This is a genomic window from Xylanimonas oleitrophica, from assembly GCF_003244315.1.
GTDB classification, from domain to species: Bacteria; Actinomycetota; Actinomycetes; order Actinomycetales; family Cellulomonadaceae; genus Xylanimonas_A; species Xylanimonas_A oleitrophica.
This window is the reverse complement of record NZ_QKWH01000002.1, coordinates 26,819-51,025: the sequence shown is the minus strand read 5'-3', so window position 1 is coordinate 51,025 and position 24,207 is coordinate 26,819. Positions and strand designations below refer to the sequence as shown.

At 74.1% G+C, this 24,207-nt stretch carries 25 protein-coding genes; 9 read left to right on the top strand and 16 right to left on the bottom strand.

What is annotated here, in order from left to right:
- Window positions 1–6: 6 nt before the first annotated feature.
- The 14 genes from DNL40_RS04115 to DNL40_RS04050 form a co-directional block, all read right to left on the bottom strand.
- Entirely contained in the window at window positions 7–1,356 is a 1,350-nt protein-coding gene (locus tag DNL40_RS04115; protein WP_111249987.1) for a flagellar hook-length control protein FliK, read from the bottom strand.
- Window positions 1,353–1,790 carry a flagellar export protein FliJ gene (locus DNL40_RS04110; RefSeq protein ID WP_111249986.1) on the bottom strand — a complete coding sequence of 146 codons (438 nt, stop codon included), beginning with the start codon at window positions 1,788–1,790 and terminating at the stop codon, window positions 1,353–1,355. The genes DNL40_RS04115 and DNL40_RS04110 overlap by 4 nt, the downstream gene beginning before the upstream one ends.
- Window positions 1,787–3,118 (bottom strand): FliI/YscN family ATPase, encoded by a 1,332-nt coding sequence (locus tag DNL40_RS04105; protein ID WP_245885649.1) that lies wholly within the window; start codon window positions 3,116–3,118, stop codon window positions 1,787–1,789. Before DNL40_RS04105 ends, DNL40_RS04110 begins: the two co-directional genes overlap by 4 nt.
- Window positions 3,115–3,759, bottom strand: a complete 645-nt coding sequence (locus DNL40_RS04100; protein WP_111249985.1) for a FliH/SctL family protein — start codon at window positions 3,757–3,759, stop codon at window positions 3,115–3,117. Before DNL40_RS04100 ends, DNL40_RS04105 begins: the two co-directional genes overlap by 4 nt.
- On the bottom strand, window positions 3,749–4,786 hold the full coding sequence (fliG, locus tag DNL40_RS04095) for a flagellar motor switch protein FliG (RefSeq protein ID WP_111249984.1): 1,038 nt from the start codon (window positions 4,784–4,786) through the stop codon (window positions 3,749–3,751). The genes DNL40_RS04100 and fliG overlap by 11 nt, the downstream gene beginning before the upstream one ends.
- On the bottom strand, window positions 4,783–6,408 hold the full coding sequence (gene fliF / locus DNL40_RS04090; RefSeq protein ID WP_111249983.1) for a flagellar basal-body MS-ring/collar protein FliF: 1,626 nt from the start codon (window positions 6,406–6,408) through the stop codon (window positions 4,783–4,785). The genes fliG and fliF overlap by 4 nt, the downstream gene beginning before the upstream one ends.
- Entirely contained in the window at window positions 6,408–6,725 is a 318-nt protein-coding gene (gene fliE, locus DNL40_RS04085; RefSeq protein WP_111249982.1) for a flagellar hook-basal body complex protein FliE, read from the bottom strand. The genes fliF and fliE overlap by 1 nt, the downstream gene beginning before the upstream one ends.
- Window positions 6,725–7,120: a flagellar basal body rod protein FlgC gene (locus DNL40_RS04080; RefSeq protein WP_111249981.1), complete on the bottom strand. Its 396-nt coding sequence runs from the start codon at window positions 7,118–7,120 to the stop codon at window positions 6,725–6,727. Before DNL40_RS04080 ends, fliE begins: the two co-directional genes overlap by 1 nt.
- Entirely contained in the window at window positions 7,120–7,461 is a 342-nt protein-coding gene (locus DNL40_RS04075; RefSeq protein WP_111250242.1) for a flagellar basal body rod protein FlgB, read from the bottom strand. The genes DNL40_RS04080 and DNL40_RS04075 overlap by 1 nt, the downstream gene beginning before the upstream one ends.
- A gap of 184 nt (window positions 7,462–7,645) precedes the next feature.
- Window positions 7,646–7,987, bottom strand: coding sequence for a hypothetical protein (locus tag DNL40_RS04070; protein WP_146252011.1), 342 nt, complete (start codon window positions 7,985–7,987; stop codon window positions 7,646–7,648).
- A gap of 10 nt (window positions 7,988–7,997) precedes the next feature.
- Entirely contained in the window at window positions 7,998–8,417 is a 420-nt protein-coding gene (locus tag DNL40_RS04065) for a flagellar export chaperone FliS (protein WP_111249979.1), read from the bottom strand.
- A gap of 22 nt (window positions 8,418–8,439) precedes the next feature.
- Entirely contained in the window at window positions 8,440–9,816 is a 1,377-nt protein-coding gene (gene fliD / locus DNL40_RS04060) for a flagellar filament capping protein FliD (protein ID WP_111249978.1), read from the bottom strand.
- A 170-nt stretch (window positions 9,817–9,986) separates the two neighbouring features.
- Window positions 9,987–10,874 (bottom strand): flagellin N-terminal helical domain-containing protein, encoded by an 888-nt coding sequence (locus DNL40_RS04055; protein ID WP_111249977.1) that lies wholly within the window; start codon window positions 10,872–10,874, stop codon window positions 9,987–9,989.
- A gap of 239 nt (window positions 10,875–11,113) precedes the next feature.
- Window positions 11,114–12,016 carry a sigma-70 family RNA polymerase sigma factor gene (locus tag DNL40_RS04050; RefSeq protein WP_245885648.1) on the bottom strand — a complete coding sequence of 301 codons (903 nt, stop codon included), beginning with the start codon at window positions 12,014–12,016 and terminating at the stop codon, window positions 11,114–11,116.
- Between the two features lie 448 nt (window positions 12,017–12,464).
- Between DNL40_RS04050 and flgN (DNL40_RS04045) the strand changes: the two genes are divergently transcribed.
- The 6 genes from flgN (DNL40_RS04045) (at window position 12,465) to DNL40_RS04020 (ending at window position 18,985) form a co-directional block, all read left to right on the top strand.
- On the top strand, window positions 12,465–12,959 hold the full coding sequence (gene flgN / locus DNL40_RS04045) for a flagellar export chaperone FlgN (RefSeq protein WP_245885647.1): 495 nt from the start codon (window positions 12,465–12,467) through the stop codon (window positions 12,957–12,959).
- Between the two features lie 31 nt (window positions 12,960–12,990).
- On the top strand, window positions 12,991–14,436 hold the full coding sequence (gene flgK / locus DNL40_RS04040) for a flagellar hook-associated protein FlgK (RefSeq protein ID WP_111249974.1): 1,446 nt from the start codon (window positions 12,991–12,993) through the stop codon (window positions 14,434–14,436).
- 2 nt (window positions 14,437–14,438) lie between these two features.
- Window positions 14,439–15,335, top strand: coding sequence for a flagellar hook-associated protein FlgL (gene flgL, locus DNL40_RS04035; protein WP_111249973.1), 897 nt, complete (start codon window positions 14,439–14,441; stop codon window positions 15,333–15,335).
- Complete coding sequence (fliW, locus tag DNL40_RS04030; RefSeq protein ID WP_111249972.1) at window positions 15,332–15,739, top strand: flagellar assembly protein FliW; 408 nt, start codon at window positions 15,332–15,334, stop codon at window positions 15,737–15,739. Before flgL ends, fliW begins: the two co-directional genes overlap by 4 nt.
- A 107-nt stretch (window positions 15,740–15,846) precedes the next feature.
- Window positions 15,847–18,285, top strand: coding sequence for a putative bifunctional diguanylate cyclase/phosphodiesterase (locus tag DNL40_RS04025; protein ID WP_218925995.1), 2,439 nt, complete (start codon window positions 15,847–15,849; stop codon window positions 18,283–18,285).
- Window positions 18,286–18,325: 40 nt separating this feature from the next.
- Window positions 18,326–18,985, top strand: a complete 660-nt coding sequence (locus DNL40_RS04020; RefSeq protein ID WP_111249971.1) for a flagellar brake protein — start codon at window positions 18,326–18,328, stop codon at window positions 18,983–18,985.
- Here the strand turns inward: DNL40_RS04020 and DNL40_RS04015 are convergent.
- Window positions 18,965–22,306, bottom strand: a complete 3,342-nt coding sequence (locus tag DNL40_RS04015) for an EAL domain-containing protein (RefSeq protein WP_179950930.1) — start codon at window positions 22,304–22,306, stop codon at window positions 18,965–18,967. The two genes, DNL40_RS04020 and DNL40_RS04015, sit on opposite strands and share 21 nt — an antisense overlap.
- Before the next feature lie 65 nt (window positions 22,307–22,371).
- Window positions 22,372–22,740 (bottom strand): hypothetical protein, encoded by a 369-nt coding sequence (locus DNL40_RS04010; protein WP_111249969.1) that lies wholly within the window; start codon window positions 22,738–22,740, stop codon window positions 22,372–22,374.
- Window positions 22,741–23,220: 480 nt separating this feature from the next.
- Here DNL40_RS04010 and flgN (DNL40_RS04005) point away from each other — a divergent pair, with 480 nt between their 5' ends.
- The 3 genes from flgN (DNL40_RS04005) (at window position 23,221) to DNL40_RS03995 (ending at window position 24,204) form a co-directional block, all read left to right on the top strand.
- Window positions 23,221–23,634 carry a flagellar export chaperone FlgN gene (gene flgN / locus DNL40_RS04005; protein ID WP_146252010.1) on the top strand — a complete coding sequence of 138 codons (414 nt, stop codon included), beginning with the start codon at window positions 23,221–23,223 and terminating at the stop codon, window positions 23,632–23,634.
- A complete protein-coding gene (locus tag DNL40_RS04000; RefSeq protein WP_111249967.1) occupies window positions 23,631–23,903 on the top strand; it encodes a hypothetical protein in 273 nt (90 codons plus the stop codon). Before flgN (DNL40_RS04005) ends, DNL40_RS04000 begins: the two co-directional genes overlap by 4 nt.
- Window positions 23,904–23,967: 64 nt before the next feature.
- On the top strand, window positions 23,968–24,204 hold the full coding sequence (locus DNL40_RS03995) for a DUF2530 domain-containing protein (RefSeq protein ID WP_111249966.1): 237 nt from the start codon (window positions 23,968–23,970) through the stop codon (window positions 24,202–24,204).
- Window positions 24,205–24,207 lie beyond the last annotated feature (3 nt).

Here is a 24,207-nt window from a genome sequence, read left to right as displayed (position 1 = left end):
TCGTGGTCAGGCGAGCAGGTCGAGGGTCCCGGGGCGCCGGGGGCCGGTGTCGACCAGCCCGGCACCGGCGGGGCCGGCGACGTCGTGCCGGACGGCGGTGCGCGGCCCAGGAGCGGGTGCGTCGCCGTCGTGGCGGGTGCCGTCGTCGGTGCTGTCGTGGCCGCCGTCGGGCGTCTCGCGCCCGCCGAGGCCCACCTCCGCCTCGAGCCCGGCGTCGGCGAGGTCGCGGCGCAGGTCGCCGAGCACGCCGCGCAGGGCGTCGCGCATCTGGTCGGTGGCGCCCACGAGCTCCAGGCGCACGTGCTGGGCGGTGATGTGGGCGACGACCCGGACCGGGCCGAGCTGCTCGGGGTCGATCGGCACCGACAGCACGTGGCGCCCCTCCCCGAGCTTCCCGACCGGGCGCAGGCGGGCGCCGAGGCCCTCGGCGAGCTGGGCCGCGAGGTTCTCGGGCACGGCCGGCGCCGGGGCCGGAGCGGGCGTCGCCGCGACGGGGGCGGCCGTCACGGGCGCGGGGGCGGCGGAGGCCGCGACGGCAGGCGTGCCGGTCGGGACTGGCTCGCCGCCCGAGGCGTCGGCCGCACGCGCGGCGAGGTGCTGCGCCGCCGCGGTGACGGTCCCGGCCGTCGAGGCCGCGGCGGCCGTCGCCGCCGGGTCGGCCACGGTCGGGGCGGGCGCGGCGGTCGACGGGCCGGCCGGCTGCCCGCCGGTCCGCGTGGGCGCCGTCGGGCCGGCCTGCGCCGGACGGGCCGGTACCTGGCCCTCGGCCTCCCCCGCCCCCGGGGCGGCGGCGCGGACGTGCGCCTCGGCGGCGGGGTCCGCCGCGGCCTCGGCGGTGGCCGCAGCGGTGAGAGCGGGCGCACCCGGCACCGCGGCAGCACCTGCCGCGGAACCGCCCGTCACCGCGGGCGCCGCAGGCACCGCGGTCGCGGCCGCCTCGGCCGGCGTCGAGGCGCCCGTCGCGCCGGGCACGACGGCGGGAGCAGGCTGCACCAGCCCCGCCACGACCTGTGCCACGCCGTCGATCGAGGGAGCGGCCTGCTCCGGGAGCGGTGCCCCCGGCACGCCGGCGTCGACCGCCGGGCCGCCTGCCTGCTCCCCGTCCGCGCCTGCCTGGCCCGTGGGGATGCCGGCCTGCGCCCCGTCCTGGGCACCGGCCTGGGCGTCCGAGCCGGCACCGGCCTGAGCACCGGCCTGCGTGCCCGGCCGGGCGCCGAGCGCCGCGCGCACGGCGTCGGCGAGCGTGTCGGAGAAGGGCGTCCCCCCGCTCGCGCCGTCGCCACCACGCCCTGCGGTGGCCGCAGGCGCACCGGCGCGGGCCGGTGCCGGGGCGGGGGCGATCGTCGGGGTGCTCACGGGGTCTCCCTCTGGCTGGGGCCGGGTGCGGTGCGCCCGGCGATCTCGTCGAGGACGTTCTGCTCGGCGCGCAGCTCGTCGGCCGTCTGCGCCTCGCGGTGGCGGTCGTGCAGGCGCTCGACGACACGGACGCGGCCGCGCGCCTCGTTCCACGCGTGCCGGCGCTCTTCGGTCTCGGCCTGGCGGCGGGCGGCGATGTCGCGGCTCTGGTCGAGCAGGGCCAGGAGCGCCGCGCGCGAGGCGACCTGCGCCTGCCACGTCTGGGCGTCGGAGGTCGCGGGCATCTCGTGCTCGTACAGGGCCTCGCGGGCGGCACGGGCACGCTGGTCGGCCTCGCGCGCCTCGTTCTGGGCCCGGGCGAGGGCCGCGGCGGCGCTGTCGCGCTCCAGGCCGCGCACGCGCAGCAGCCCGGCCAGCGGGAAGGCTCGGCTCATGGTGTCCCCCTCAAGGTGGTCGCGAGGTCGCGCAGCCGCTGCCAGGACTCGGCCGCGGGGGCGGTCTCCTCCAGCGACTGGCGGCAGAAGGCGTCGATGGCGGCGGCGTTCGCCAGGGCGGCGTCCACGCGCGGGTCGGAGCCGGCGGCGTAGGCGCCGACGTCGAGCAGGTCCTGGGCCCGGCGCCGGGCCGCGAGCACCGCGCGCAGCTCGGCGGCGTCGGCGCGCTGGTCGGGCCGGGTGACGCGGGAGGCCACGCGGGAGACGGAGTCGACGGCGTCGACCGCCGGGAAGTGCCCGGCCACCGCCAGCTCACGGCGCAGCACCACGTGCCCGTCGAGGATCGAGCGTGCGGCGTCGGCGATGGGCTCGTTGTGGTCGTCACCGTCCACCAGCACGGTGTACAGGCCGGTGATGGAGCCGCGAGGGCCCGTGCCGGCACGCTCGAGCAGGCGGGCCATGAGGGCGAAGGTGCTGGGCGGGTAGCCGCGCGTGGCGGGCGGCTCCCCCACGGACAGGCCGATCTCGCGCTGGGCCATCGCCACACGGGTCAGGGAGTCCATCATCAGCACGGCGTGGCGGCCCTCGTCGCGCAGGTGCTCGGCGATCCGGGTGGCCACGAACGCGGCGCGCAGCCGCACCAGCGGCGGGGCGTCGGAGGTCGCGACGACGACGACGGAGCGGGCCAGGCCCTCGGGCCCCAGGTCGTCCTCGAGGAACTCGCGCACCTCGCGGCCACGCTCGCCCACCAGGGCGATGACGCTGACCTCCGCCTCGGTACCGCGAGCGATCATGGACAGCAGGCTCGACTTGCCCACGCCGGAGCCCGCGAACAGCCCCAGGCGCTGGCCGCGGCCGGCCGTCACCAGGGTGTCGAGCACGCGCACGCCCAGGGGCACCGGGGTGTCGACCCGGGCGCGGTCGAGCGGTCCGGGGGCCGGCTGGTCCACGGGCACCCACGCCTGGGCGTCCACGGGTCCCCTGCCGTCCACCGGGCGGCCGAGGCCGTCCAGGACCCGGCCGAGCAGCCCGGCGCCGACGGGGACGCGCAGGCTGCCGCCGGTCGCGCGCACGGGCAGGCCGGCGGCGAGCCCCCGGGTGTCTCCCAGCGGCATGCAGCGCAGGTGCTCGCGGTCCACCGCGACCACCTCGACGGGGGTGGCGGCGCTCCCCTGCCCCACCGTGAGCATGTCCCCCACAGCGGCGGTCAGGCCCGCGACCTCGACCACGAGGCCGACCGCGCCGCGCACGGTGCCGACGGCCTCGGGCTCGGCCGCCGACAGCGCCCGGGTCCACGCGCCGCCGCGCAGCGCCGTCGCGGCGCTCACCGCTCGCCCTCCGGGACGGGCGCGCCGTCCGCGGCGTCGAGCGCGGCGCGGGCACGCTCGAGGGCGGTGCCGATGCGGGCGTCGAGCCAGCCGTCGACGTGCTCGGCGACGGCGTCCCCGCGCGCCACGGTGGGGTCGGCGACGACCCGCACGCCCTCCGGCGACGCGTCGGCACCGGTCGCGGCGTGCACGAGGGCCAGGTCGTCGGGGTGCATGCGCACGGTGACGCCCTCGTCGTCCCACGGCCGCGACAGGGCCCGGGCGAGCGCCGCCCGGGCACCGTGCTCGGCGTCCGACAGCTCGACGCCCAGCACGGCCTCGGCGAGCTCCAGCGCCAGCGTGTGCAGCGTGCGCTCCGACTCCTGCACCACGGGGGTGCGCAGGGCGCGCACCCCGGCGGCGGCAGCGGCCAGCGCCCGCAGGGCGCCGGCCACCTCGGCCGCGTGCCGGGCGTCCGCCGCGGCACGGGCCGCGGCGTCCTGCTCGGCACGCTGGCGCGCGACCTCGGCCGCCCGGCGAGCGCCCGCCGCGTAGCCGGCCGCCCAGCCGGCCCCGCGCTGCGCGTCGGGGCGGTGGGGGTCGACGACGTCGGGCACGGCCGGTAGCACGGGCCGCACGGCCACCGAGGGCTCAGGAGACATAGTCGTCCTCGCCCTCGCGGCGGATCGCGATCTGGCCCGACTCCTCCAGGCGGCGGATGATCTGCACGATGTTGGAGCGCGCCTCCTCGATCTGCGAGACCCGCACGGGGCCGAGCATGTCGATCTCCTCGGCGAGGTTCTCGCGGGCACGCTCGGACAGGTTGCGCATGATCTTGTCGCGCACCGCGTCGTCGGCGCCCTTGAGCGAGACCGACAGGTCCGAGGTCTCCACCTGGCGCAGCACCAGCTGCATCGCGCGGTCCTCCAGCAGCAGGATGTCCGCGAACACGAACATCTGGCTGCGGACCTCCTCGGCCAGCGCCTCGTCCCGGGTCTCCAGACCCTCGAGGATCGCCTTCTCCGTGGTGGGGTCGGCCCGGTTGATGATCTCCACCAGCGGCGCCACCCCGCCCACAGCAGCCAGCTCGCGGGGCGTGAGCACCGTCGAGGCCTTGCGCTGGAGCGACTCGGCCACCACGGTGACGACGTCGGGCGAGGCCCGGTCCATCAGCGCGATGCGGTGCGCCACGTCGCCCTGGAGCGAGGCCGGCAGGCCCGCCAGGATCACCGAGGCGTGGTCCGGCCGCAGGTGCGCCAGCACCAGGGCGATGGCCTGCGGGTGCTCGCCCGACAGGAGCGAGATCACCTGGCGGGCGTCGGCCTGCTGCAGGAACTCGAACGGCTGGCCCGCGAGCGAGCTCTGCAGGCGCTCGATCATCCCCGCGGCCTCGTCGGCGCTCATCGTCGCCTCGAGGAGCTGCTGGGCGAGGCTCACGCCGCCGCCGATGCCGGGGCCGATCGCCGAGAAGTCGTAGAACTCCTCCAGCACCGCGTCCGCGATCTCCTGGTCCACCCGGTCCATGCGCAGGATCTCGGCGGTGATCTCCTCGATCTCCACCGGCTCCAGGCGGGCCAGGATGCGCGAGGCACGCTCCTTGCCGAGCTGCACCAGCACCATGGCCGCCTTGCGCGCCGCGGGCATCGCGGGCACGACCACGCCGGGGGCCGCCGTCGTCGGGGCGCTCATCGGTCACCCCCGCGGCCCGCCCCGGCGAGCCAGCCGCGCAGCAGCTCGGCCACCTCGTCGGGCTGCTCGTCCGCCAGGGCGGCGATCTCGGCGCGCTTGCGGTCCGCCGGGGGCGGCTCCACGGGGGCGGGCGGCTGCGCCGGGACCGGCGGCAGCATGATCGTCTCGTCCGCGGAGTCGAGCAGCAGCGGGTCCTCACGCTCCATGACGCGCAGCGCCTCGAGCTCGAGGGCCTCGCGCCGCTCACGCTGCGCCAGCCGCGAGCGCTTGGCACGGCGCACCAGCCACAGGATCAGCAGCAGGGCGACCAGCAGCCCGACGCCGCCCATGACCAGGTCGCGGAACAGCTTCTCCTGGGCCGCGGCAGCCGCAGCGGCCTCCTCGGCCTCGAGCGCCGCGGCGGCGGCGTCGGCGGCCGAGGTGTCGAACACCGCGCGCTGCACCTGGATCGTGTCGCCGCGCTCGGGGTCGATGCCCGCGGCCGCGGCGAGCGTGTTCTGCAGGGTGGCCAGGTCCAGCGCCGCGGACGCCTCCTGGTCCAGGAGCACCGCCACCGACTGGCGGTCCACGCGGCCCGGGGCCGTCGTCGTCGTCTCGGTGCTCTTGTTGACGGCGTTCTGGCGCTGCTCCGACGTGCTGGAGTACTCGCCGTTGCCGTTGGCACCGCCCGGCACCTGGATGTTGTCCGGTCCCAGCACGCCCGCGGCGCCGCCGCCCGTGCCGGTGTACGACTCCTCGTCCACCGTCTCCGTCAGCGGCGGCGTGTCCGGCGTGGCGCTGAACTCCTCCACCGTGCGCTGCGTGGCGTCGAAGTTGAGCTCTGCCGAGACGGTCACGGCGGACTTGCCCGGGCCCAGGATCGGGTCCAGCACGCTCTGCAGCGCCTGGGAGACGCGCTGCTCGTAGTCCGCGGTCCGCTTGCCGTCGAACCCGGCCCCGCCGCCCTCGGCCCCGATGGCCGAGAGCACCTGGCCGGACGCGTCGATCACGGCCACGTCGCTCGACTTCATGCCGTCGATGCCCGCCGAGACCAGGTGCACGATCGCCTGCACCTGCTCGGTGCTCAGCGTGCGGCCCGCGCGCGTCTTGACGAACACCGACGCCGTCGGGTCGGCCTTGTTCTCCACGAAGACCGTCTGCTCAGGGATCGCCAGCTTGACCGACGCCGTCTCGACGCCGTCGATCGCCTCGATCGTGCGCGCCAGCTCGCCCTCCACCGCCCGCAGGTAGGTGGTCTGCTGCTGGAACTCCGACGACGTCATCGGCATGTCGTCGAGCAGCGAGTAGCCGCCCGCCTGCGAGGAGGCGGGCAGCCCCTGCGCCGCCATCTGGATGCGCATCGGGTACAGCCGGTCCGTCGGCACCAGCACCGTGGAGCCGCCGTCGGTGAGCTGATAGCTGACGCCCGCGGCGTCGAGCTGGTCGACGACGGCGCTCGCGTCCGCGCCGGACAGCCCGCTGAACAGCGGCGCCATCGTCGGCTTGGTCGCCCAGCTCGCCAGCGCCACACCGCCCAGCACCAGCGCCGCCACCGCGATGAGCGCGAACGTGCGCTGGGCGACGCTGAACTGCTTGAAGAAGCCGGTCATCCGGTCGAGCGCGGCCTGCACGGGAGCGGGCATCAGGCCTGCATCCTCATGATCTCGGTGAACGCCTCGACCGCCTTGTTGCGCACGGCGGCGGTCAGCTCGAGCATCGTCGAGGCCTGGGCGGCGGCGATCGTGTAGTCGTGCACGTCGTCGAGGTCACCGGTCACGGCCTTGACGGCCAGGGCCTGCGACGTCGACTGCGCGGCCTGGAGCTGGTCGATCGCACCGCCCAGGGCGACGGCGAAGCCCGAGCCGGCCGCGTCGGCGGCCGGCGTGCGGTCCACGGCCTGGAGGCCGGCGGCAGGCATGACGGGGGTGACGGCGCTGACCGCGCCCACGGGAGAGAACATCAGGATCGTCCGATCTGCAGCGCGGCCTCGTACGTCATGCGTGCCCGGTCCACGACCGCGGCGTTCGCCTGGTAGGCGCGCTGCGCCATGATCAGCTGGGTCATCTGGCTGGACATGTCGATCTCGGGGTAGCGCACGTACCCCTGGGCGTCGGCGAGGGGGTGGTCGGGTTCCTGGACCATCCGGCCCTCGGCGTCACCGAGCACGATGCCGCCCACCTGCACGCCCTTGCCGTCCGGGGACTCCGCGGCGATCACGTAGCGCGCACGGAAGGCCTCCTCGGCCGTGCTGGTGGCGTTGTTCGCGTTGGCGAGGTTGTCGCTGACCGCGTCCAGCCACTTGCGGTTGACGGTCATGCCGGTGCCGGCGATGCCGATCGCGTCGAAGAGGCCCATCACCGGCCCCCGATCGCCGTGCGGATCGAGGAGAACGTGCCCGAGATCGCCTGCGTGGCGAGCTGGTAGCGCAGGTTCGTGTCGATGTTGGCCAGCGTCTGCTGGTCGAGGTTCACGTTGTTGCCGTCCTCGCGGGTCGGCTCCAGCGACCGGGCCACGCGCGGGCTGGCCGCACCCGTGCCCTTGTCGACGGCGGCGGCCAAGGCGTCCTCGAACAGCACCCGCTTGGCCTGGTAGCCGGGGGTCTGGAGGTTCGCGACGTTGTCGGCGATCACTCGCTGCCTCAGCGCGAGGCCGTCGAGCGCCGAGCTGAGCGCCACGAAGCTCACGGAGTCGAACATGCCCATACGGGGGTTACCTCGTCAGGGTCGATGCGGGACGGCCGATCCATGGCCTGCGTGATGAGCGGTCCGTGCTCGTCGGCCCCATCGGAGGTACAGCGGCGGGTGTGAGGTTTTCCGCAGCGTGAAAGGCTCTTTCACCCGTTCAACCGTTCAAGTCGGTGGTATCGGGTGATGCGAGCGCTCAGCCCTCGACGTCGAGGAAGACGGGGCGCTCTGCGGGATCGGGGCCGCTGAGCCCGTCGGTGGCCACCAGCTGACGGCGCACACCACGGGCCGCCTCCGCGAGGTCACGGGCGGCCGCCTCCTGGCGCGCGAGCAGTTCGCGCGCGCGGCCCTCCAGCGCGGCCGGCAGGGCGTCGAGGCCCACGGGAGGCTGCCACGGGACCGGGGCTGCCAGGAGCACGGCGTCGTCCGTGCGCTGTGCCTGCTCGCCGGGCGCACCGCCGGCGCGCGCCTGGCGGGCGAGCGACTCCGCGGCGACGACGTCGGCCTCGAGCCGGTCCAGCACCGCCGGCCAGGTCATGGTGCCCACCTCAGCCGACACCGAGGAGGCCGCCGGGAGCGGTACCTGCGGGGTCCGGGGAACTCGCCTGCGCCGCGGCAGCCTCCCGCCACGCCTCCGCGAGCGGCAGCACCAGGTCGTAGCACGCGCTCACCCGCGCGGCGTCGCCGTCCGTCGAGGCCGTGAGGAGCTCGCTGAGCAGGAAGGCGTAGACGTCCCGCAGCCGTCGCCCCTCGGGCCAGGCCTCGACGTCGAGCGTGTCCATCAGCTCCGTGACGATGTCCTGCGCGTGGTCGGTGTGCGTGCGCCCCTCGGCCACGTCACCGCGCCCGAACGACTCCGCCCCACGGTGCAGGTCCAGCACCAGACGGTCGTACAGCAGGGTCAACAGCTTGGCCGGGCTCGCCGTGGCCACCGTGGCCTCGAGGAACCGCTGTCGGGCGACGTTCACAGGAATCCCCTCGCTCCGCGCGTCAGTTCGAGTTCTGGTTGTTCACACCGAGCTGCGACATGAGGAACGCCGACTGCGACTGCAGCCTCGACAGCTGCGTCTCGAGCTGGGTGTACGTGCGCACCAGCGACTCGCGCCGGAGCGCCAGGCGGCGGTCCCAGGCGTCGATCTGGTCCCCCAGGGACTTCACGATCGACTCCTGGCCCGTGATCTTCGTCGTCAGTGTGCCGTCGTACCGGTCGCTCGCAGCCTCTGCGACGTCTGCGACGCGCTGGGCGACGCCCGCGACGACCTTCTGGACCTTCGCAGGGTCCGCGGCGAGCGCCTCGGCGAACTTGGTCTCGTCGAACGTGAACGTACCGTCACGGTTGATCACGAGGCCGACCGTCGACGGCGAGACACCGTCGACAGGGAAGGACATGGCCGACTGGAGCTGCTGCTGCAGGCCTCGCACCGTCGAGTCGCCCGAGAACAGACCACCGGTCACGACCGTGCGGCCGTCGGCGGCCGTCGTCGTGGTGGTGGCCGTGCGGGAGGAGATCTCCGAGAGCACCACACCGAGGCTGCCGACGAGCCCCGAGGCGAGCGACTTCAGAGCCGCGTCGTCCCGAGCGACGCTCACGGTGACGTCCTCGCCCACGGCAGCGGCGCTCACGGTCACGTCCACGCCGGAGAGCAGCCCCTCGAACGTGTTCGTCGACGAGGTCATCACCTGCTCGGCGCCGCTGCCGGCATAGAGGGTGATCCGGGCGTCCGACGCCGTGCGGATGGTCTGGAGCTCGGCGCTCTCGTCGGCGACCAGGCCCGAGACCGAGAACGCGCCGTCCTGCTCGCCCGTCTGGGTGCCGGTCAGCTGGAGCCGGTAGCCCACCGCACCGTCGGCGGTGACGCCCCGCACCAGGGTGGCCCGCACGCCGGCTTCCGGGTTCTGGTTGATCGCCGCGACGACGTCCTGGAGCGACCCGGAAGCAGGCTCGATCGTGACTGTCGTGTCGCCACGCGTGAGGGTGAGCACGGGAGGCTGCCCGGCGAGCACGTTCTCGGCGAGACCGAACGCCCCACGGGTCACCACGGCCTGGCTGGTGGCCGCCGCGTCGACGCGGAAGCTGACCTCACCCGCCTGGGCGGCGCTCGCGGACGCGACGGAGGTGGTGACGTCGGTGGAGGACGAGGTCGCCTTGGCCGCGTCCCACGACTCCGGCTTGGCCGCCTTGGCCGCCGCCTCGGCCAGAGAGGCCACGCGCGTGTTGAGCGCCTGGAGAGCCGAGACGAGCGAGCTCGTCTGGCTCTGCTTGCTCTTGAGCAGCGATTGCGGCACCGCCTCGGCAGCGATGAGCTGGTCGATCAGGGCCGAGGTGGACAGACCGCTGATCAGTCCGTCGACAGAGAGTCCGGCCATGGCGAGGTACGTCCTCCGGGTCGGGCCCCTGCGCGGAGCCTTCCGTCTGTGTGGTGGTGCCGGCGGCGCGCGTCGAGACGCACGCCGCCGGCACGGTTCCGGCAGTCTCACGGGGGACGAGACCGCCGGAGGTGCGGCCGGTGGGGGTGGTGGTCACCGGCCGGGTCGGATCACTGCAGCAGCTGGAGAACGCTCTGCGGCAGGTTCTTGGCCTGAGCCAGGATGGTGGTGCCGGCCTGCGACAGGATCTGCGCGCGGGTGAAGGCCACCGTCTCGTTGGCCACGTCGGTGTCGCGGATGCGCGACTCCGAGGCGGACAGGTTCTCGATCGCCACGTTGACGCTCTTGATCGTGTGCTCGAAGCGGTTCTGGTAAGCACCCAGCTCGGCACGAGCGGTCGAGATGGCCTCGATCTTGCCGTCGATCAGGTCGACCGCAGCCTGGGCACCACCGGCGGTGGAGAAATCGAGCACGCCATCGGCGCCCCACGCCTCGGTGTCGGCGTCGTAGAGCTTGACCTCAAGGTCCGCGGCGAAGCTGGCGAGCGAGGCCGAGGAGAGGTCCACGTCGATGGTCGAGTTGGAGTTGGCGCCACCCGCACCGACCTGGAAGGTCAGAGTGCCACCCGCGCCAGCCGTGCCGTCCAGCAGGTTGATGCCGTTGAAGTTGGTGGACTTGCCGATGCGGTCGAGCTCGTCGACGAGGCTGTTGGCCTCCGTCGCGATGTTGGCCCGCGCCTTGTCGTTGTTCGAGTCGTTGCCCGCCTGGACGGACAGGTCGCGCAGGCGCTGAAGGATGGCGTGCACCTCGGTGAGGGCGCCCTCAGCGGTCTGGACGACGGAGATGCCGTCCTGGGCGTTGCGGGCGGCGACCTTGAGGCCACCGACCTGCGAGCGCAGACCCTCGGAGATGGCCAGACCAGCGGCGTCGTCGGCGGCGCGGTTGATGCGCAGACCGGACGAGAGCTTCTCCAGCGACTTCGAGAGGTCGTTCTGCGTGTTGGAGAGGTTGCGGTACGCGTTCAGCGCCGCGATGTTCTGGTTGACGGTCAGAGCCATGGTGATGTCACTCCTTGAGATCGGCTCGGCGTGCCCTTCCGTGGGCTCACCGTGCCTATCGCCCAGGCGCTGCCGGGCGTGAGGAGTTCTGCGACGCAATTTTCCTCGGAGCCCTGGGGCCCTCCCGCGGCCCCTCCTGCCGCCCCCTGCAACCTGCCGTGGCGGCAGACGCAGACGGCGGTGCCGGCCGCACCCTGACGGAGCGGCCGGCACCGCCGGCGATCTGCGGACGAGCGGGGTCAGGCGGTCTGGACCCCGGCACGCCGCGCGACGACCTCGTGGTCCGCGCTGGTCGCCCCAGCCGCGGTGAGCGCACCGAACGGCAGCCCCTGCACCGCACGGGCGGCCACCTGGGCGAAGTACGCCTGGCGGCGGCGCGCTGCGACGCCGTCGCGCCGCTCCACGGTAGGCAGCAGCTCGGGGTCCAGGCCCGCGTTGAGGCCGTCCCGCATGAGGCCCAGGGCCTCGGTGCGCAGCTGGCTGACGCGCGAGGGGGTCACGCCCAGCTCGGCAGCCACCTCGGTCACGGGGCGGTCCTCGAAGAACAGGGCGACCACCACGGTCTTGAGCCGCTCGGGCAGCGACTCGACCGCCGCGCGCATCCAGGTCAGCCGCTCGCGGGTGAGCACGGCCTCCTCCGGCGTCGGCGCGGCGTCCGCGACGACGTCGGCGACAGGGTTGTCCGTGCCATCGAGGCTCAGCACACGGCGCTCGAGGTCGGCCTGGGCCTGGTCCACGCTGGCCGGGTCGGTGCCCAGCACCTGCGCGATCTCCTCGCGCGTCGGGCGCCGGCCCAGGCTGTGGGTGAGCTCGTCCGTGGCGCTCTGCACCTCGCGAGCACGGGTCCGGGCACCGCGCGACGCCCAGTCCATCGAGCGCAGCTCGTCGATCAGGGCCCCGCGGACGCGCAGCGCGGCGTAGCGGGCGAACGGCACGCCGGTCGACTCGTCGTACGCACGGGCGGCCAGCACCAGTGCGAGGCTGCCGGCCGAGGCCAGCTCGTCCCGCGTGACCGTCGGCGGCACCCGGTGCAGCAGCTCGGACACCTGGTAGCCGACGATGGCGATGTTCTCCTCGACGAGCACGCGCACGCGCGCCTCGTCGACCGCCCCGCCTGCCGGTCCCTGCTTCAGATCACTCACAGATCCGCCCCCTGTTGAGCGTGGCTCGCGCTCGTCTCGACGAGCACGCTCGTCCTTCGGCCACGGCGAGCGTCGTACCAGATCACAGCGCCCGTCCGCAGCCTCGACTTCTGACATGAAGAGCCTCAGACACTTCATGCGCATAACACCATGCGGCAGGCGGGTGAATCGCAACCATTGCGGGTGAAAACATCCCGCGTTCGTCCAAAATCGGCCTCAACGCCCCTATCGGGCGCCCGCAGCGCCCCTGCCAGGGACTTCACCCGGTGGGCTGCCTCGCCGGCGGGGCGTCGTCGGACCCTGCCCCTAGCGTGTGCCCCCTGCCCTGCCGGCACCACCCGGCACCCGCGCAGCATCGATCTTCCGGAATCCGTCATCCTCGGCCCCCACCGTCCGATGGACAGGGATGGCGGAGGCACCGGCGCCGCAGCAGCACACGGAGGAAGTCTTGGAAAGTCACGATGAGCTCAGGCGCCTGTCGGACGTCCTGTGGGCGGAGCGTCGCCTCCTCGAGCTGCTGCTCTTCAAGCTGGAGGAGGAGCAGCTGCTCCTGACCAGCGGGCGCTCGCGCTGGCTCGGCCACGCCGCCCGAGAGGTCGCCAAGGTCCTGGACGAGATCCGGTCCGCGGAGGTGGGCCGCGCCGCGGAGGCCGACGCCGCCGCGGTGGCGCTGGGCCTGGAGCCCGGCACGCCGCTCGGCGAGCTGGCCCTGGCAGCCCCCGCCCCGTGGGACGAGCTGCTGCTCTCCCACCGGGACGCGTTCGCCCAGCTCACCTCGGAGATCAGCGAGCTGGCCGACGGCAACCGCGAGCTCCTGGCGGTCTCGCACCGCGCCACCCAGGAGACGCTGCTCGCGCTGCGGCGCGAGTCCGAGACCTATGACGACACGGGCCACGCGGCGAGCATCGACCGCAGCGGCCAGATCTTCGACGCATCCCTCTGACACGGCTGACCAGACGAGAGGCCAGGAACCGATGAGCACCTTCTCCGGACTGAGCACCGCGCTGAGCTCGTTGACCGCACAGCGCCAGGCGCTGGACGTGTCGGGGCAGAACGTCGCGAACGTCAACACGGTGGGCTACACCCGCCAGCGCGCCAACCTGACGTCGGTGGGCGGCGTGACCGTCCCTTCGATGTTCTCCGTCTCCAACGGGGTGGGCAACGGCACCAAGGTGTCCGACTTCGCCCGCCTGGGCGACGTCTTCCTGGACACGCGCGTACGCGTCCAGACCTCGTCGGCCACGTACCTCAAGGCGGTGGCAGACGGCCTCAAGGCCCTGGAGGCCACCGTCGGCGAGCCGTCCGCCAGCAAGACCGGCTTCTCGGACCAGCTCACCGCCATGTGGGGCGCCTGGAACGACCTGGCCAACACGCCGGACACCGAGGCTGCCCGCTCCGTCGTGCTGGAGACCTCCAGCGCCGTCGCCGCCCGGCTCGGCTCGATGTACGCCGCGGCGCGGACGGAGTGGAACCAGCAGTACGACACCGCCGTCGCGCTCGTGGCCAAGACCAACGCGACGGCGGCCAACGTGGCCGACCTCAACGCCCGCATCCAGCAGATCACCAACTCCGGCGGCGTCGCCAACGAGCTGATCGACGCCCGCGACCTCGCCGTCACCGAGCTCGCCGCCCTCGTGGGCGGCACGGTCCAGTACGGCAACGACGGGCAGGTCGACGTGCTGGTGGGCGGCAACCCGCTGGTCGCCGGCTCCACGGCCCGCGAGCTCAAGGTCTCCGGCGCCCCGTCGTTCGGGCACGTGATGGGCACCGCCGGTGGCGAGGCCACGGCCGTGACGATCGAGTGGGCGTCGCGCCCCGGCTCCTCCGCCGGGCTCGACGGCGGTCAGCTCGCCGGCATCCTCGCCGTGCTCGCCCCTGCGAACGAGACGGGCACCGGCGGCCCGCTCGCCGAGGCCGCAGCCCGGTACGACCGGCTCGCCGTCGACCTCGCCCGCCAGGTCAACGACCTCCACGCCGGCGCGTACACCGTCGACGGTCAGCCCGGCGGCGAGTTCTTCACCTTCACCGGCCAGCCGGGGGCGCTGAGCCTGACCGTGGCCATCACCGACCCGAGCCGGATCGCCGTCTCGGCGAGCGCCCAGGACCAGCTCGACGGGAGCGTCGCCGCGCGTCTCGCGGCGCTCGGCACGACGCCGGGCGGCCCCGACGCCCAGTGGAACGCGTTCGTCGTGGATCTCGGCAGCCGCACCTCCTCGGCCGGCGCGCGCGCCGCCGTGTCGGAGGTGGCCCGCGCATCGGCCGTCAGCCAGCAGCTCGCCAACGCCAGCGTCGACCTGGACGAGGAGACCGTCAACATGGTCGCCTACCAGCGTGCCTACGAGGGCGCCGCCCGCGTGCTCACGGCCATCGACCAGATGCTGGACACGCTCATCAACCGCACCGGCGTCGTCGGGAGGTAGTCATGACCCGCATCACCCACCAGACCATCCAGCAGCGCACCCTGGCCAACATCCAGGCCAACCTGCACCGGATGAGCGACCTGCAGTCGCAGCTCTCGAGCGGCAAGAAGATCGAGGTCGCCTCGAACGACCCCGCCGCCGCCGCGTCCGCGATGCGCCTGCGCACCGAGCGCGGCGACCTCGCCCAGATCGAGCGCAACGTCTCCGACGCCGACAGCTGGCTCACCACGATCGACACCGCTCTCCAGTCGGCCCTGGCCGTGCTGAACAACGCCCGCGACCTCGTGGTGCAGGGCGGCAACGGTGCGCTGGGCCAGACCTCTCGCGAGGCGATCGCCACGAACATCGAGGGTCTGCGCGACTCCCTGCTGGGCATCGCCAACACCTCGTACCTGGGCCGCAACGTCTTCGCGGGCACGTCCAACGCCGCCGGCGCCTTCGCGGCGGCCGAGGACGGCACGTACCCGTACCAGGGCTCGGGCGCGCCGGTCGAGCGCCGCATCTCCGAGGCCGTCTCCGTGCGGGTCGACTCCGACGGCCGCGCCGTGTTCGGCACGCCCGAGCAGGGCAACTCCGTCTTCGCGCTGCTCGACGACATCGTCGCCGAGCTGCGCACCCCCACGGGCAACCCCACCAGCAGGCTCGACGCCCTCGACTCCCGCATGGAGTCGGTGCGCACAGAGCTCTCGGCGCTCGGTGCCCGGCAGCGCCAGGTGCAGACCGCGCAGGCCACCCTCACGGACGCGAAGCTGACCAACACCACGCGCCTGTCCGAGATCGAGGACGTCGACCTCGCCAAGGTGCTCCTGGACCTGCAGGTCCAGGAGGTCGCGTACAAGGGCGCGCTGAGCGCGGGCGCCCGTGTGCTCCAGCCGTCGCTGCTCGACTTCCTGCGATGAGCGCCGCCACCGTGACCGCGGCCCCCGCCATGCTCGGCCTCGTCGCGCCGCTGCCCGGCCTGCCCGGGCACGACACGCTCCAGGTCACGCCGCTGGACGACAGCGGCGTGGTGCTCGAGCTGCGTGGCGCCGGCGAGCAGGACAGGCCGCTGCGCCTCTTCGCCGCCGTGCCGTCGGTGTTCTTCCCCGACTACGCCCCCGGGCTGCCCGCGGACGCCCTGCGCCAGCTCGGCCTCCAGGGCGCGTCCGAGGCGATGCTGCTCGCGCTGATCCACCCGGCCGACGACGCCCACGAGGTGCCCACCATGAACCTGGTGGCACCGCTGGTGGTCGACCCTCGCTCGGGCCGTGCCGTGCAGGTCATCCTCGAGGCCGACCTGCCCCTGCGCGCCCCGCTCGGCTGAACGCTCTCCCCCGCCCGGCTGCTCACGCCAGGGCTCTTCCCGCCGATAGGTCAAGGGCTACACCCGTACGGGACAGGTCCGCACGGACGGGACGAAAGGGGGCCGGTATGACCGACCTCGAACATGCCGGCTCGACACGCACGCCCGAGCCGTCCGCGTCGCACCCCGGTGCTGCGGCACCCGGCTCGGCCACGGGCGGTGCCCGGCACCACGCAGACACGCCCTGCCCGGCTGCGGACGCCACGACGCGCCGCCCGGCCCCCCGCCCCGCGACGACCGCCCGGTTCACGGCACCGCGTCCCGAGCACGCTGCCGAGGCGCTGCGCACGGAGCAGTTCATGGTGCTCTCCCGCCAGATCCCGCTCATGTACACGGTGCTGGCGTTCTACGCGTGGGTGCTGGCCCTGTCGTTCCTCGGGCGGGCGCCGGCGGCGCTGACGGTCGGCGTGGCCGCCGCCTTCACCGTGGTCTACGCGGTGCGCATGGTCATGTGGCGGCGGCGACGCTCCGCCCGGCCCACCGAGCAGGAGGCACGCCGGCAGCTGCTGCGCGCCGACGTGCTGGCGGCGCTGCTCGCGCTCGGCATGGTGGGGTGGGCCGCGGTGCTGCTGCGGTACGCCGACGGCCTCGAGCGCGGCCAGGTCGTCCTGTTCCTGACGTTCTCGCTGATGATCAGCATGACCAGCCTCATCGCGAACGCCCGGGCCGCCCTCGTCATCGCCGTCGTCGGCGGTGTGCCCGCCGCGGTGCTGCTGGTGACGACGGGCAGCGCGGCGCTGGCCACCATGGGCCTGGACGCCATCGCCGCCCTCGTGGCCGCGACCGTCGTCGTGCTGGCGCTGCACAAGGACTTCCGCAGCAGGGTGCGGGCCCAGTCCGAGGCGCGGTTCCGGGAGCAGGAGCAGGCGCGCATGCTGCGCATGATCGAGGACATGCCGACCGCCGTCATGACGGCCGACCCGCGCACGTTCGAGATCACCTACGCCAACGCCGCCTGCTACGAGCTGCTGGAGAACCTGGGGCACGTGCTGCCCATCGACCTGGAGAACCTCGTCGGCACGTCGCTGGACATGTTCCACCGGATGCCCGAGCACCAGCGGCGGCTCCTGCAGGACCCGAGCCGCCTGCCCTACGACGCCCGGATCAAGATCGGCCCGGAGCTGGCGGACATCACCGTCTCGGCCATCACCGACGACGACGGCACCTACCTGTCGGCCATGCTGGTGTGGGAGATCGTGACGGAGAAGGTCGCCACCGCCCAGCGCATCCACGACCTGGCGCACTACGACACCCTCACGAGCCTGCCGAACCGGCACACGTTCCGCGAGGAGGTGGCCGCGGCCCTGACGGGCGGCACCGAGAGCTTCGCGGTGCTGTACCTGGACATCGACAGCCTCAAGAACGTCAACGACGCGCACGGGCACCAGGTGGGCGACCTGCTCATCGCCCAGGTCGCCGCCCGCCTGCGCGCCACCTGCGACCGCATCGGCGCCGTCGCCGCACGGATCGGGGGCGACGACTTCGCCGTCCTGGCCCCCGGCGCCGACCTGGCCGGCGCCACGGCGCTGGCCGCCGACCTGGTGCGCACCCTCGGTGCCCCGTACCGGCTCGACCGGCTGCGCACCGTGCGGGTCAGCGTGTCGACCGGCATCACCGTGAGCCCGGAGCACGGCCGTGACGTCGAGACGCTGCTGGCCCACGCCGACACCGCGCTGTACGCCGCCAAGGCCGACGGCCGGGGCGCCACCGGCGTGTTCGACGCGGCCATGGACGCCCGCATCCAGGAGCGCTCGCGCCTCGAGCAGGCCCTCGAGCAGGCCCTGGACCGCCCCGAGCACCTGTTCGTCTTCTACCAGCCGATCTTCGACATCGCCACGGGCCGCGTCACCGCGCGCGAGGCGCTGGTGCGCTGGCACCACGACGGACGCTGGGTCTCGCCCGGCGAGTTCGTGCCGCTGGCCGAGGAGTGCGGCCTCATCGCCCGTCTCGACCGGCACGTGCTCGACGAGGCGTGCGCGGAGGCGACCCGCTGGGAGGACGGCGCCCGGGTGGCCGTCAACATCTCCGCCCAGCAGATCGGCGCGGGCACGCTGGTGGCCGAGGTGACCCGGGCGCTGGAGTCGTCCGGGCTGCCCGCCCCGCGGCTGGAGATCGAGGTGACCGAGACGGCCCTGCTGCACCACGGCGCTGCGGCGGCCGAGGAGCTGCGCCGCCTGCGCGAGCTGGGTGTGCGGGTGGCCCTCGACGACTTCGGCACCGGCTACTCGTCCCTCGCGCACCTGCGGGACTTCTCGTTCGACAAGATCAAGATCGACGGCACGTTCGTGCGCGACTCGACGCAGCGGGCGGACTGCGCGGCCGTCGTCCGCGCCGTCGCGGAGCTCGGCCGCCGCCTGGGGGTCACCACGGTGGCCGAGGGCGTGGAGAACGAGGAGCAGCACGAGCAGGTGCGCCAGGAGGGCTGCGTCGAGGTGCAGGGGTTCCTGCACGGACGACCCGCCCCCGGGGAGCGCGACGCCGCGACGGTCGCCGCGCTCGGCCGGTGAGCCTTCCCCCGTCACCGTCCTTCCAGGAGAGGTAGGTCCCATGCACGAGTCACGCCCCTGCGTCGCCCACGTGGACGGCGACGACGTCGACGCCCGCGTCGTCTTCTTCGAGGACGACGTGATGCGCATCGAGCTCACCGCGCCGGACGGCGGCCCCGTCGTCGTCCACCTGCCGGACGACCTGCCGCCGGGCCTTCCCGTGCGCGTCGACGTGCTCGACGACGTGCGCGGCGAGTGCGTCTACGACGCCTACCTGCGCGGCCGCGACGACCTGGTGCTGGAGCTGGGCGACGTCACGGAGGTCTCCCGCAACCAGAAGCGCAACTTCGTCCGCGTGGACCTGCACCTGGAGCTCGAGGCGCAGGTGGTGGCCCCGCCCGTGCAGGGCAAGCCCGGCGAGACCGGCACGTACAAGGTGACGATCCAGGACCTGAGCGCCCACGGGCTGCGCCTGACGTGCCGCAAGACGCTGCCGCAGGACTCCGAGGTGCGCCTGACCCTGCCCGGGGTGGTCCGCGTCGGCAAGGAGCGCACCGACCTGCCCGTGCGTGCCCGGATCGTGCGCATCCAGCAGTCCGGGGGTGTCGCGCACTACGGGTGCCGGTTCATCGGCACCGACCGCCAGCGCGAGGACCGGCTGAGCCGCTACCTGGCCGAGGTGCAGCGCGAGCAGCGCCGCCTACGCATCGAGCAGGCCTGACCCCACCGGCTCGCGCTGCAGGGCGGCCGTGGCGCCGTCGGGACCGGTGGCCCGGCCGAACAGGTAGCCCTGCATGCTGGTGCAGCCCATCGCCTCCAGCCGCTCCATCTGCTCGGTGTCCTCGACGCCCTCGGCGATCACCTCGATCCCGAGGGCGTCGGACATCGCGATGATGGCCTGCACGAGCGCGACCGTGCGCTCCCCCTGGCTCATCTCCTGCACGAACGACCTGTCGATCTTCAGGGCGTCCACCGGGAACCGGTGCAGCATGTGCAGCGACGAGTAGCCGGTGCCGAAGTCGTCGACGTGGACCTCCAGCCCGGCGTCCTGGAGCGACGTGATGAGCTCGAGCGTCTGGCGGGGACGGCGCACGATCACGCCCTCGGTGATCTCCACCGTCAGGGCCGACGCAGGGACCCCGTGGCGGGCCAGCGACTGCTGGATGTACCCGAGCAGGCCCTCCGACCAGAACTCCGGGTCCGACAGGTTGACGCTCACCTGCACCTCGTCGGAGACCGTGTGCTGCCACGCGGCGAGCTGCCGGCACACCTCGTCGATGAGCCACCGGCCCAGCGGCACCACCAGACCGGTCTCCGTCATGAGCGGCAGGAACACGTGCGGTCCCACGGTGCCCTTCTCAGGGTGCTCCCAGCGCACCAGGGCCTCGAAGCGCCGCACCGGCTGGACGTGGTTGTCCCGCACGGTGACGATCGGCTGGTAGTGCACGGAGAACTGCCGGGCGTCGAGGGCGCGGCGCAGCGCCTCGTAGAGCGCGAGGTCGGCCAGCGCCTGCTCGTGCATCGACTCGTCGAAGTGCACCACGCTGCCTGCCTCGCCCGACTTCGCCTGGTACATGGCGGTGTCGGCGTCGCGGAGCACGTCCTCAGGCTGCTCGTGGCGGTTGGGCGAGGTGACGATGCCGATGCTCGCGGTGACCCACAGGTGGCGGCCCTCGACCTCGAACGGGCGGGTCAGGGCTTCCTGGAGACGCCGGGCCACGCTCTCGGCGGTGTCGGGCACGATCCTGTCGCACAGCACCGCGAACTCGTCGCCACCGAACCGGGCTGCGATGTCGTGGGGCCGCAGCGTCTCTCCGAGGCGTTCGCCCACCGCCCGCAGCAGCTCGTCGCCCGCTCGGTGGCCCAGGGAGTCGTTGACCAGCTTGAAGCGGTCGAGGTCGAGGAACATGACGGCGTACTCGGTGCCCCGGGAGCGGTGCCGCTCCATCGCGTCGCCGAGCCGCTCGAGGAACAGGCGGCGGTTGGCGAGCCCGGTGACGGGGTCGTACATGGCCGCCACCTCGAGCTTCTCCTCGAGCTCCTTGCGCTCCTGGATGTCCGCGAGGGATCCCATGAGCAACGGGTCGCGGCCGCCGGGGCGCCGGCCGCGGGTCATGGCGCGCATGAGGAGCCAGCGGTAGGTGCCTCCGCTGCGGAACCGCAGCTCCTGCTCGAACGAGGCGGGGCCGTCGGCGGCGAGCACGGCGGCGAGGTGGCCGCGAAGCTTGCGCGCGTCGCGCGGGTGGACCCGGTCGAACCAGTCGGAGACCTCGTCGGCGCGCAGCTGCAGCAGCTCTTCCGCGCGCGCGGACAGCGCGATGCGGCCGGTCTCGATGTCCCACTCCCACTGGCCGTCGCGCATCGCCAGGGCGAGCAGGCCGAGGCGCTCGCGCTCGTCGCCGACGGCGTCGACGAGCTCGGCGTGCTCCAGCGTGGAGGCCAGCATGGCCGCCCAGTACGAGTAGGTGGTGCCGACGGCTCCCTGCGCGCCCGGCACGACGAGCGCCAGGACGCCGCGCTCGCCCTCGGCGGAGCCCACCGGCAGCACGAGGACGATGTCGTGGGCGGGGTCCGCGACGGCCAGCATGCCGGGAGGCGGGAAGGCGCTGGGGGCGACGGCGTCGCCCCGTGCGGCTCCGACCCTCCCCCGCGGGTCCCAGACGCCGCGCACCACGTAGGTGTCGCGCTCGCGCACGGCCAGGACGCCGGCGGGCACGCCGGTGCTGGCGAGCCAGCCGAGCTCGGCCGCCTGCTCCTGGTCGGCCATGAGCGCCGCACCGACCTCGTACTGCTGGTGGAGCGCGTCGCGCAGCGCGTTGACACGCTGCGCGCCACGACGTGCCTGCAGGTGCCACGCGGCGCCGAGGGCTCGGTGGCGCATCATGCGCAGCATGGGCTCGATCTCGGTCGAGGCACGCTGCCCTCGCCGCGTGAGGTAGGCGCCGACGGCGAGCCCGACGCCGTACATGATCCCGGGGCGCACGAGGACCTCGGCGAGGGGGGTCATGGCGGTGGCGAAGGCGTGGGTCTGCGGCTCGGCGCCCGTGCGCTCGACCTCGTCGACGATGGCACGGACCTCCTGGGCGAGGTCGTGCGCCGCCTCTCGCGCGGCGCGGGAGCGCCCCTCGACCCCCAGGGTCGTCAGGATGGTGGTCTCGAGGTCGTCCGCCGCGGGGTCGTCGAGGGCGGGCTCGTCGGGCACGGCGGCAGAGGGGCCGCAGGAGGCGCGGCCGACGACGGCGGGGGCGGGCGGGGCTGCCGCGCCGGCGCCGGGGTCCGCCGCCCCGTCGCGGAGCCGGGCCGCGAGCAGCTCCACGGCGCGGGAGCCCAGCACGTCCCAGCGGTGGTTGCCGGTGGTGATGGAGGGGTCGTGCGACTCGGCGGCCCAGACGTCGTCGAACCCGACGACGGCGATGTCCTCGGGGACGCAGACGTCGGCGGCGCGTAGGGCCCGGGTCAGGCCGACCGCGGTGGCCGACGTCGCGCACAGCACGGCCCTCGGCCGGTCCTCCTGCGCCAGGACGAAGAACGCGGCGACTCGTCCGCCGCTCTCCCCGGGCGGGGCGTCGACGACGTCCTGCTCGCCGGTCTGGAGCCCGGACCGCGCGACGGCGTCCCGGTAGCCCTCGAGCCGCTCGGCCACCGCACCGTCGGCCAGGTCTCCCACGAACACCACCCGGCCGTACCCGTGCTCGGCCAGGTGCTCCACCAGCACCCTGGCGGTGCCCACGTTGTCCGGCGCCACGGTGGGCAGGGCGTCGTCGTGCCGCTCGGCGGCCACCACCACGGGCACCTCACCCTCGGCGAGGACCTCGGCGTACGTGCGCGCCACGGTGTCGCCGACCACGACGACCCCGTCGGCGCGGTCGACGGCCAGGCGCACGTCGGCGGCGCTGGTGGCACCGCCGCGGGACGGCACGCTCGTCTGGACGACGACGAGGTGCCACCCGAGGGCGGCCGCGGTCCGGTGGACGCCGTCGAGGATCTCCCCGGCGGTGCCTCCGCCGGCCACCGGCGTGAGCACGAGGATCGTTCTGGGCATGGGTACCTCCACGGCCAGTCTCCCCGACCTGCCGGACGCCGCCATTCAGGCGCGCGGGTGGTCTCTCACCAGGGCTGCGGGCGCGGTCGCCGCGGCCGGGCGGGGGTCAGGGCGGCCCAGACGGCCTCGCGCTCCCGGAGCAGGTCGAGCACGGCGGCCGACTGCGCGCCGGTGGCCCGTGCACCGGCAGCGGGCAGCATCTCGAGGAGGGCGGCGCGGGCGGCGACCCGGCCGCGCCAGGCCTGCACGCGGGCGGAGACGGGCTCCTCGGGGCCGAAGAGGCGCTCGGAGACCCGGCCGACCCGGTCAGCCACCGCGGCGGAGGCGACGACGCGCCGGAAGTCCTGCGCGTCGTCCGGCACGGGAGCCGGCGCGCGGTGCTCGGCGGTGTCGATGGGCGGGGCGGCGACCTCGGCGCCGACGACGGCGGTCACGAGAGCACCTCACCCTGGGGGGACGGGCCGTCGGGCCCCCCTGCGGCCCGACGATCCCGCCCCTCCCGGGGTACCGACGCGGCGAGGGACCGGTGCGCTGGCGACCAGCCCATCGAACACCTCACCGTCGTCGGCCGGGTCTCTGCACGAGTCCCGGGGTCTGCTGTCTCCAGTCATTTCGGACGGAACGGCCCAGACGTGAGCAGGTGTGACCTCTTTCACCCCGCCTCTTTCCGGGCGCCGTCCGGCCGATGGAGCAGGTCGGACCCGCGCGAGCCGGCCACCCTCCCGGTGCAGGCTCGTGACCTGCGGGTTCGTGTGCCTCGAGCACTCTTTGTGGGCCTCGACCGGGGCGTGCCGGTCAGGGAAGAATCACCCCCTGATCGCTCGCACCGGCGTGGCTAGTGCGGTGGGCCGCTCCTACCCTGACCTGACGACGACGCAGGGCGCCGTCGGGTCTCCCCGCGTGACAGAAAGGTCGTGCGTGAAGTGACGCTGAGCACGCTCTCGGAGACGCTCTGGGCTGAACGCCGCCTGCTCGAGATGCTGCGCTTCCGTCTCGAGGTCCACGAGCTGGTCCTCGCGTCCGGACGCCTGCACGCCCTCGCCCAGGCCGGGCGCGAGCTGTCTCGCACCCTCGACGCCGTGCACACCGCCGACCTGGGCCGGGCCGTCGACTCCGACGGCGCCGCCACCGAGCTGGGCCTGGCCCCCGGCGCGAGCCTCGGCGAGATCACCGCTGCCGCTCCCCCGCCCTGGTCGGACATGCTCCAGGCCCACCACCACGCGCTCACCGAGCTCGTGACCGACATCCGCCGCCTGGCCGACCGCAACCAGCAGCTCCTCCAGGACTCCGCCCCGGCCGCCGGCGCCGAGCGGGACGACGCCCGATGACGAGCGGCAGACCGGCCCTGGACGCCGCCGCGGACCTGCTGCTCCGCGTGGAAGAGACGGTCCGCGAGATCGAGCAGCGACTCGCCCCGATGACGTCGGCCGCCGGAAGCACGCCGGCCTCGCCCAGCGGTGGCCTCGACGACCTGGGTGACCTGGGTGACCTGGGTGACCTGCTCGACGACCCCGACATGCACGAGCTCACCCGCACCGTCGCGCTCGACCTGATGGGCCGCGTGGTGCCGCGCGAGCTCGCGCGCTACCTGTTCTGACGCCCGGCACGCCGCTCGCACGGCATCCCGCGACGAGCCCGCCACCCCGACCTAGACTGGCGGCGTGCCGTCGATCGCCAGCCTCCTGGCCCACCCCGACCGGCGACGCCCCAGCCCTCCGCCGTACGAGGTGAACCTTCGCCGCGTCGTCCTGGCCGGCATCGCCCTGTGGGCCGTCGCGCTCGTGGTGGCGCTCCTGCTCGCCGTCGTCGGGAACCGCCCCTGGGACGGGGTGGCCGTCTGCGCGGCCGGCATCGCGCTCGGCGGCCTCGGGCTCCTGTGGGCGCGCAGGCACCGCTGACCA

Bases quoted from the DNA above. Each gene is read 5' to 3' on its own strand.
- fliF (WP_111249983.1), bottom strand. From the start codon at position 6,408: ATGCCCGCTCCCGTGCAGGCCGCGCTCGACCGGATGACCGGCTTCTTC.
- DNL40_RS04015 (WP_179950930.1), bottom strand. From the start codon at position 22,306: ATGCCCAGAACGATCCTCGTGCTCACGCCGGTGGCCGGCGGAGGCACC.
- DNL40_RS04055 (WP_111249977.1), bottom strand. From the start codon at position 10,874: ATGGCTCTGACCGTCAACCAGAACATCGCGGCGCTGAACGCGTACCGC.
- DNL40_RS04100 (WP_111249985.1), bottom strand. From the start codon at position 3,759: ATGTCTCCTGAGCCCTCGGTGGCCGTGCGGCCCGTGCTACCGGCCGTG.
- fliD (WP_111249978.1), bottom strand. From the start codon at position 9,816: ATGGCCGGACTCTCTGTCGACGGACTGATCAGCGGTCTGTCCACCTCG.
- DNL40_RS04080 (WP_111249981.1), bottom strand. From the start codon at position 7,120: ATGGGCCTCTTCGACGCGATCGGCATCGCCGGCACCGGCATGACCGTC.
- DNL40_RS04070 (WP_146252011.1), bottom strand. From the start codon at position 7,987: ATGACCTGGCCGGCGGTGCTGGACCGGCTCGAGGCCGACGTCGTCGCC.
- flgK (WP_111249974.1), top strand. From the start codon at position 12,991: ATGAGCACCTTCTCCGGACTGAGCACCGCGCTGAGCTCGTTGACCGCA.
- DNL40_RS04110 (WP_111249986.1), bottom strand. From the start codon at position 1,790: ATGAGCCGAGCCTTCCCGCTGGCCGGGCTGCTGCGCGTGCGCGGCCTG.
- DNL40_RS04075 (WP_111250242.1), bottom strand. From the start codon at position 7,461: ATGTTCGACTCCGTGAGCTTCGTGGCGCTCAGCTCGGCGCTCGACGGC.
- DNL40_RS04025 (WP_218925995.1), top strand. From the start codon at position 15,847: ATGACCGACCTCGAACATGCCGGCTCGACACGCACGCCCGAGCCGTCC.
- flgL (WP_111249973.1), top strand. From the start codon at position 14,439: ATGACCCGCATCACCCACCAGACCATCCAGCAGCGCACCCTGGCCAAC.
- DNL40_RS04020 (WP_111249971.1), top strand. From the start codon at position 18,326: ATGCACGAGTCACGCCCCTGCGTCGCCCACGTGGACGGCGACGACGTC.
- fliG (WP_111249984.1), bottom strand. From the start codon at position 4,786: ATGAGCGCCCCGACGACGGCGGCCCCCGGCGTGGTCGTGCCCGCGATG.
- fliE (WP_111249982.1), bottom strand. From the start codon at position 6,725: ATGTTCTCTCCCGTGGGCGCGGTCAGCGCCGTCACCCCCGTCATGCCT.
- fliW (WP_111249972.1), top strand. From the start codon at position 15,332: ATGAGCGCCGCCACCGTGACCGCGGCCCCCGCCATGCTCGGCCTCGTC.
- DNL40_RS04000 (WP_111249967.1), top strand. From the start codon at position 23,631: ATGACGAGCGGCAGACCGGCCCTGGACGCCGCCGCGGACCTGCTGCTC.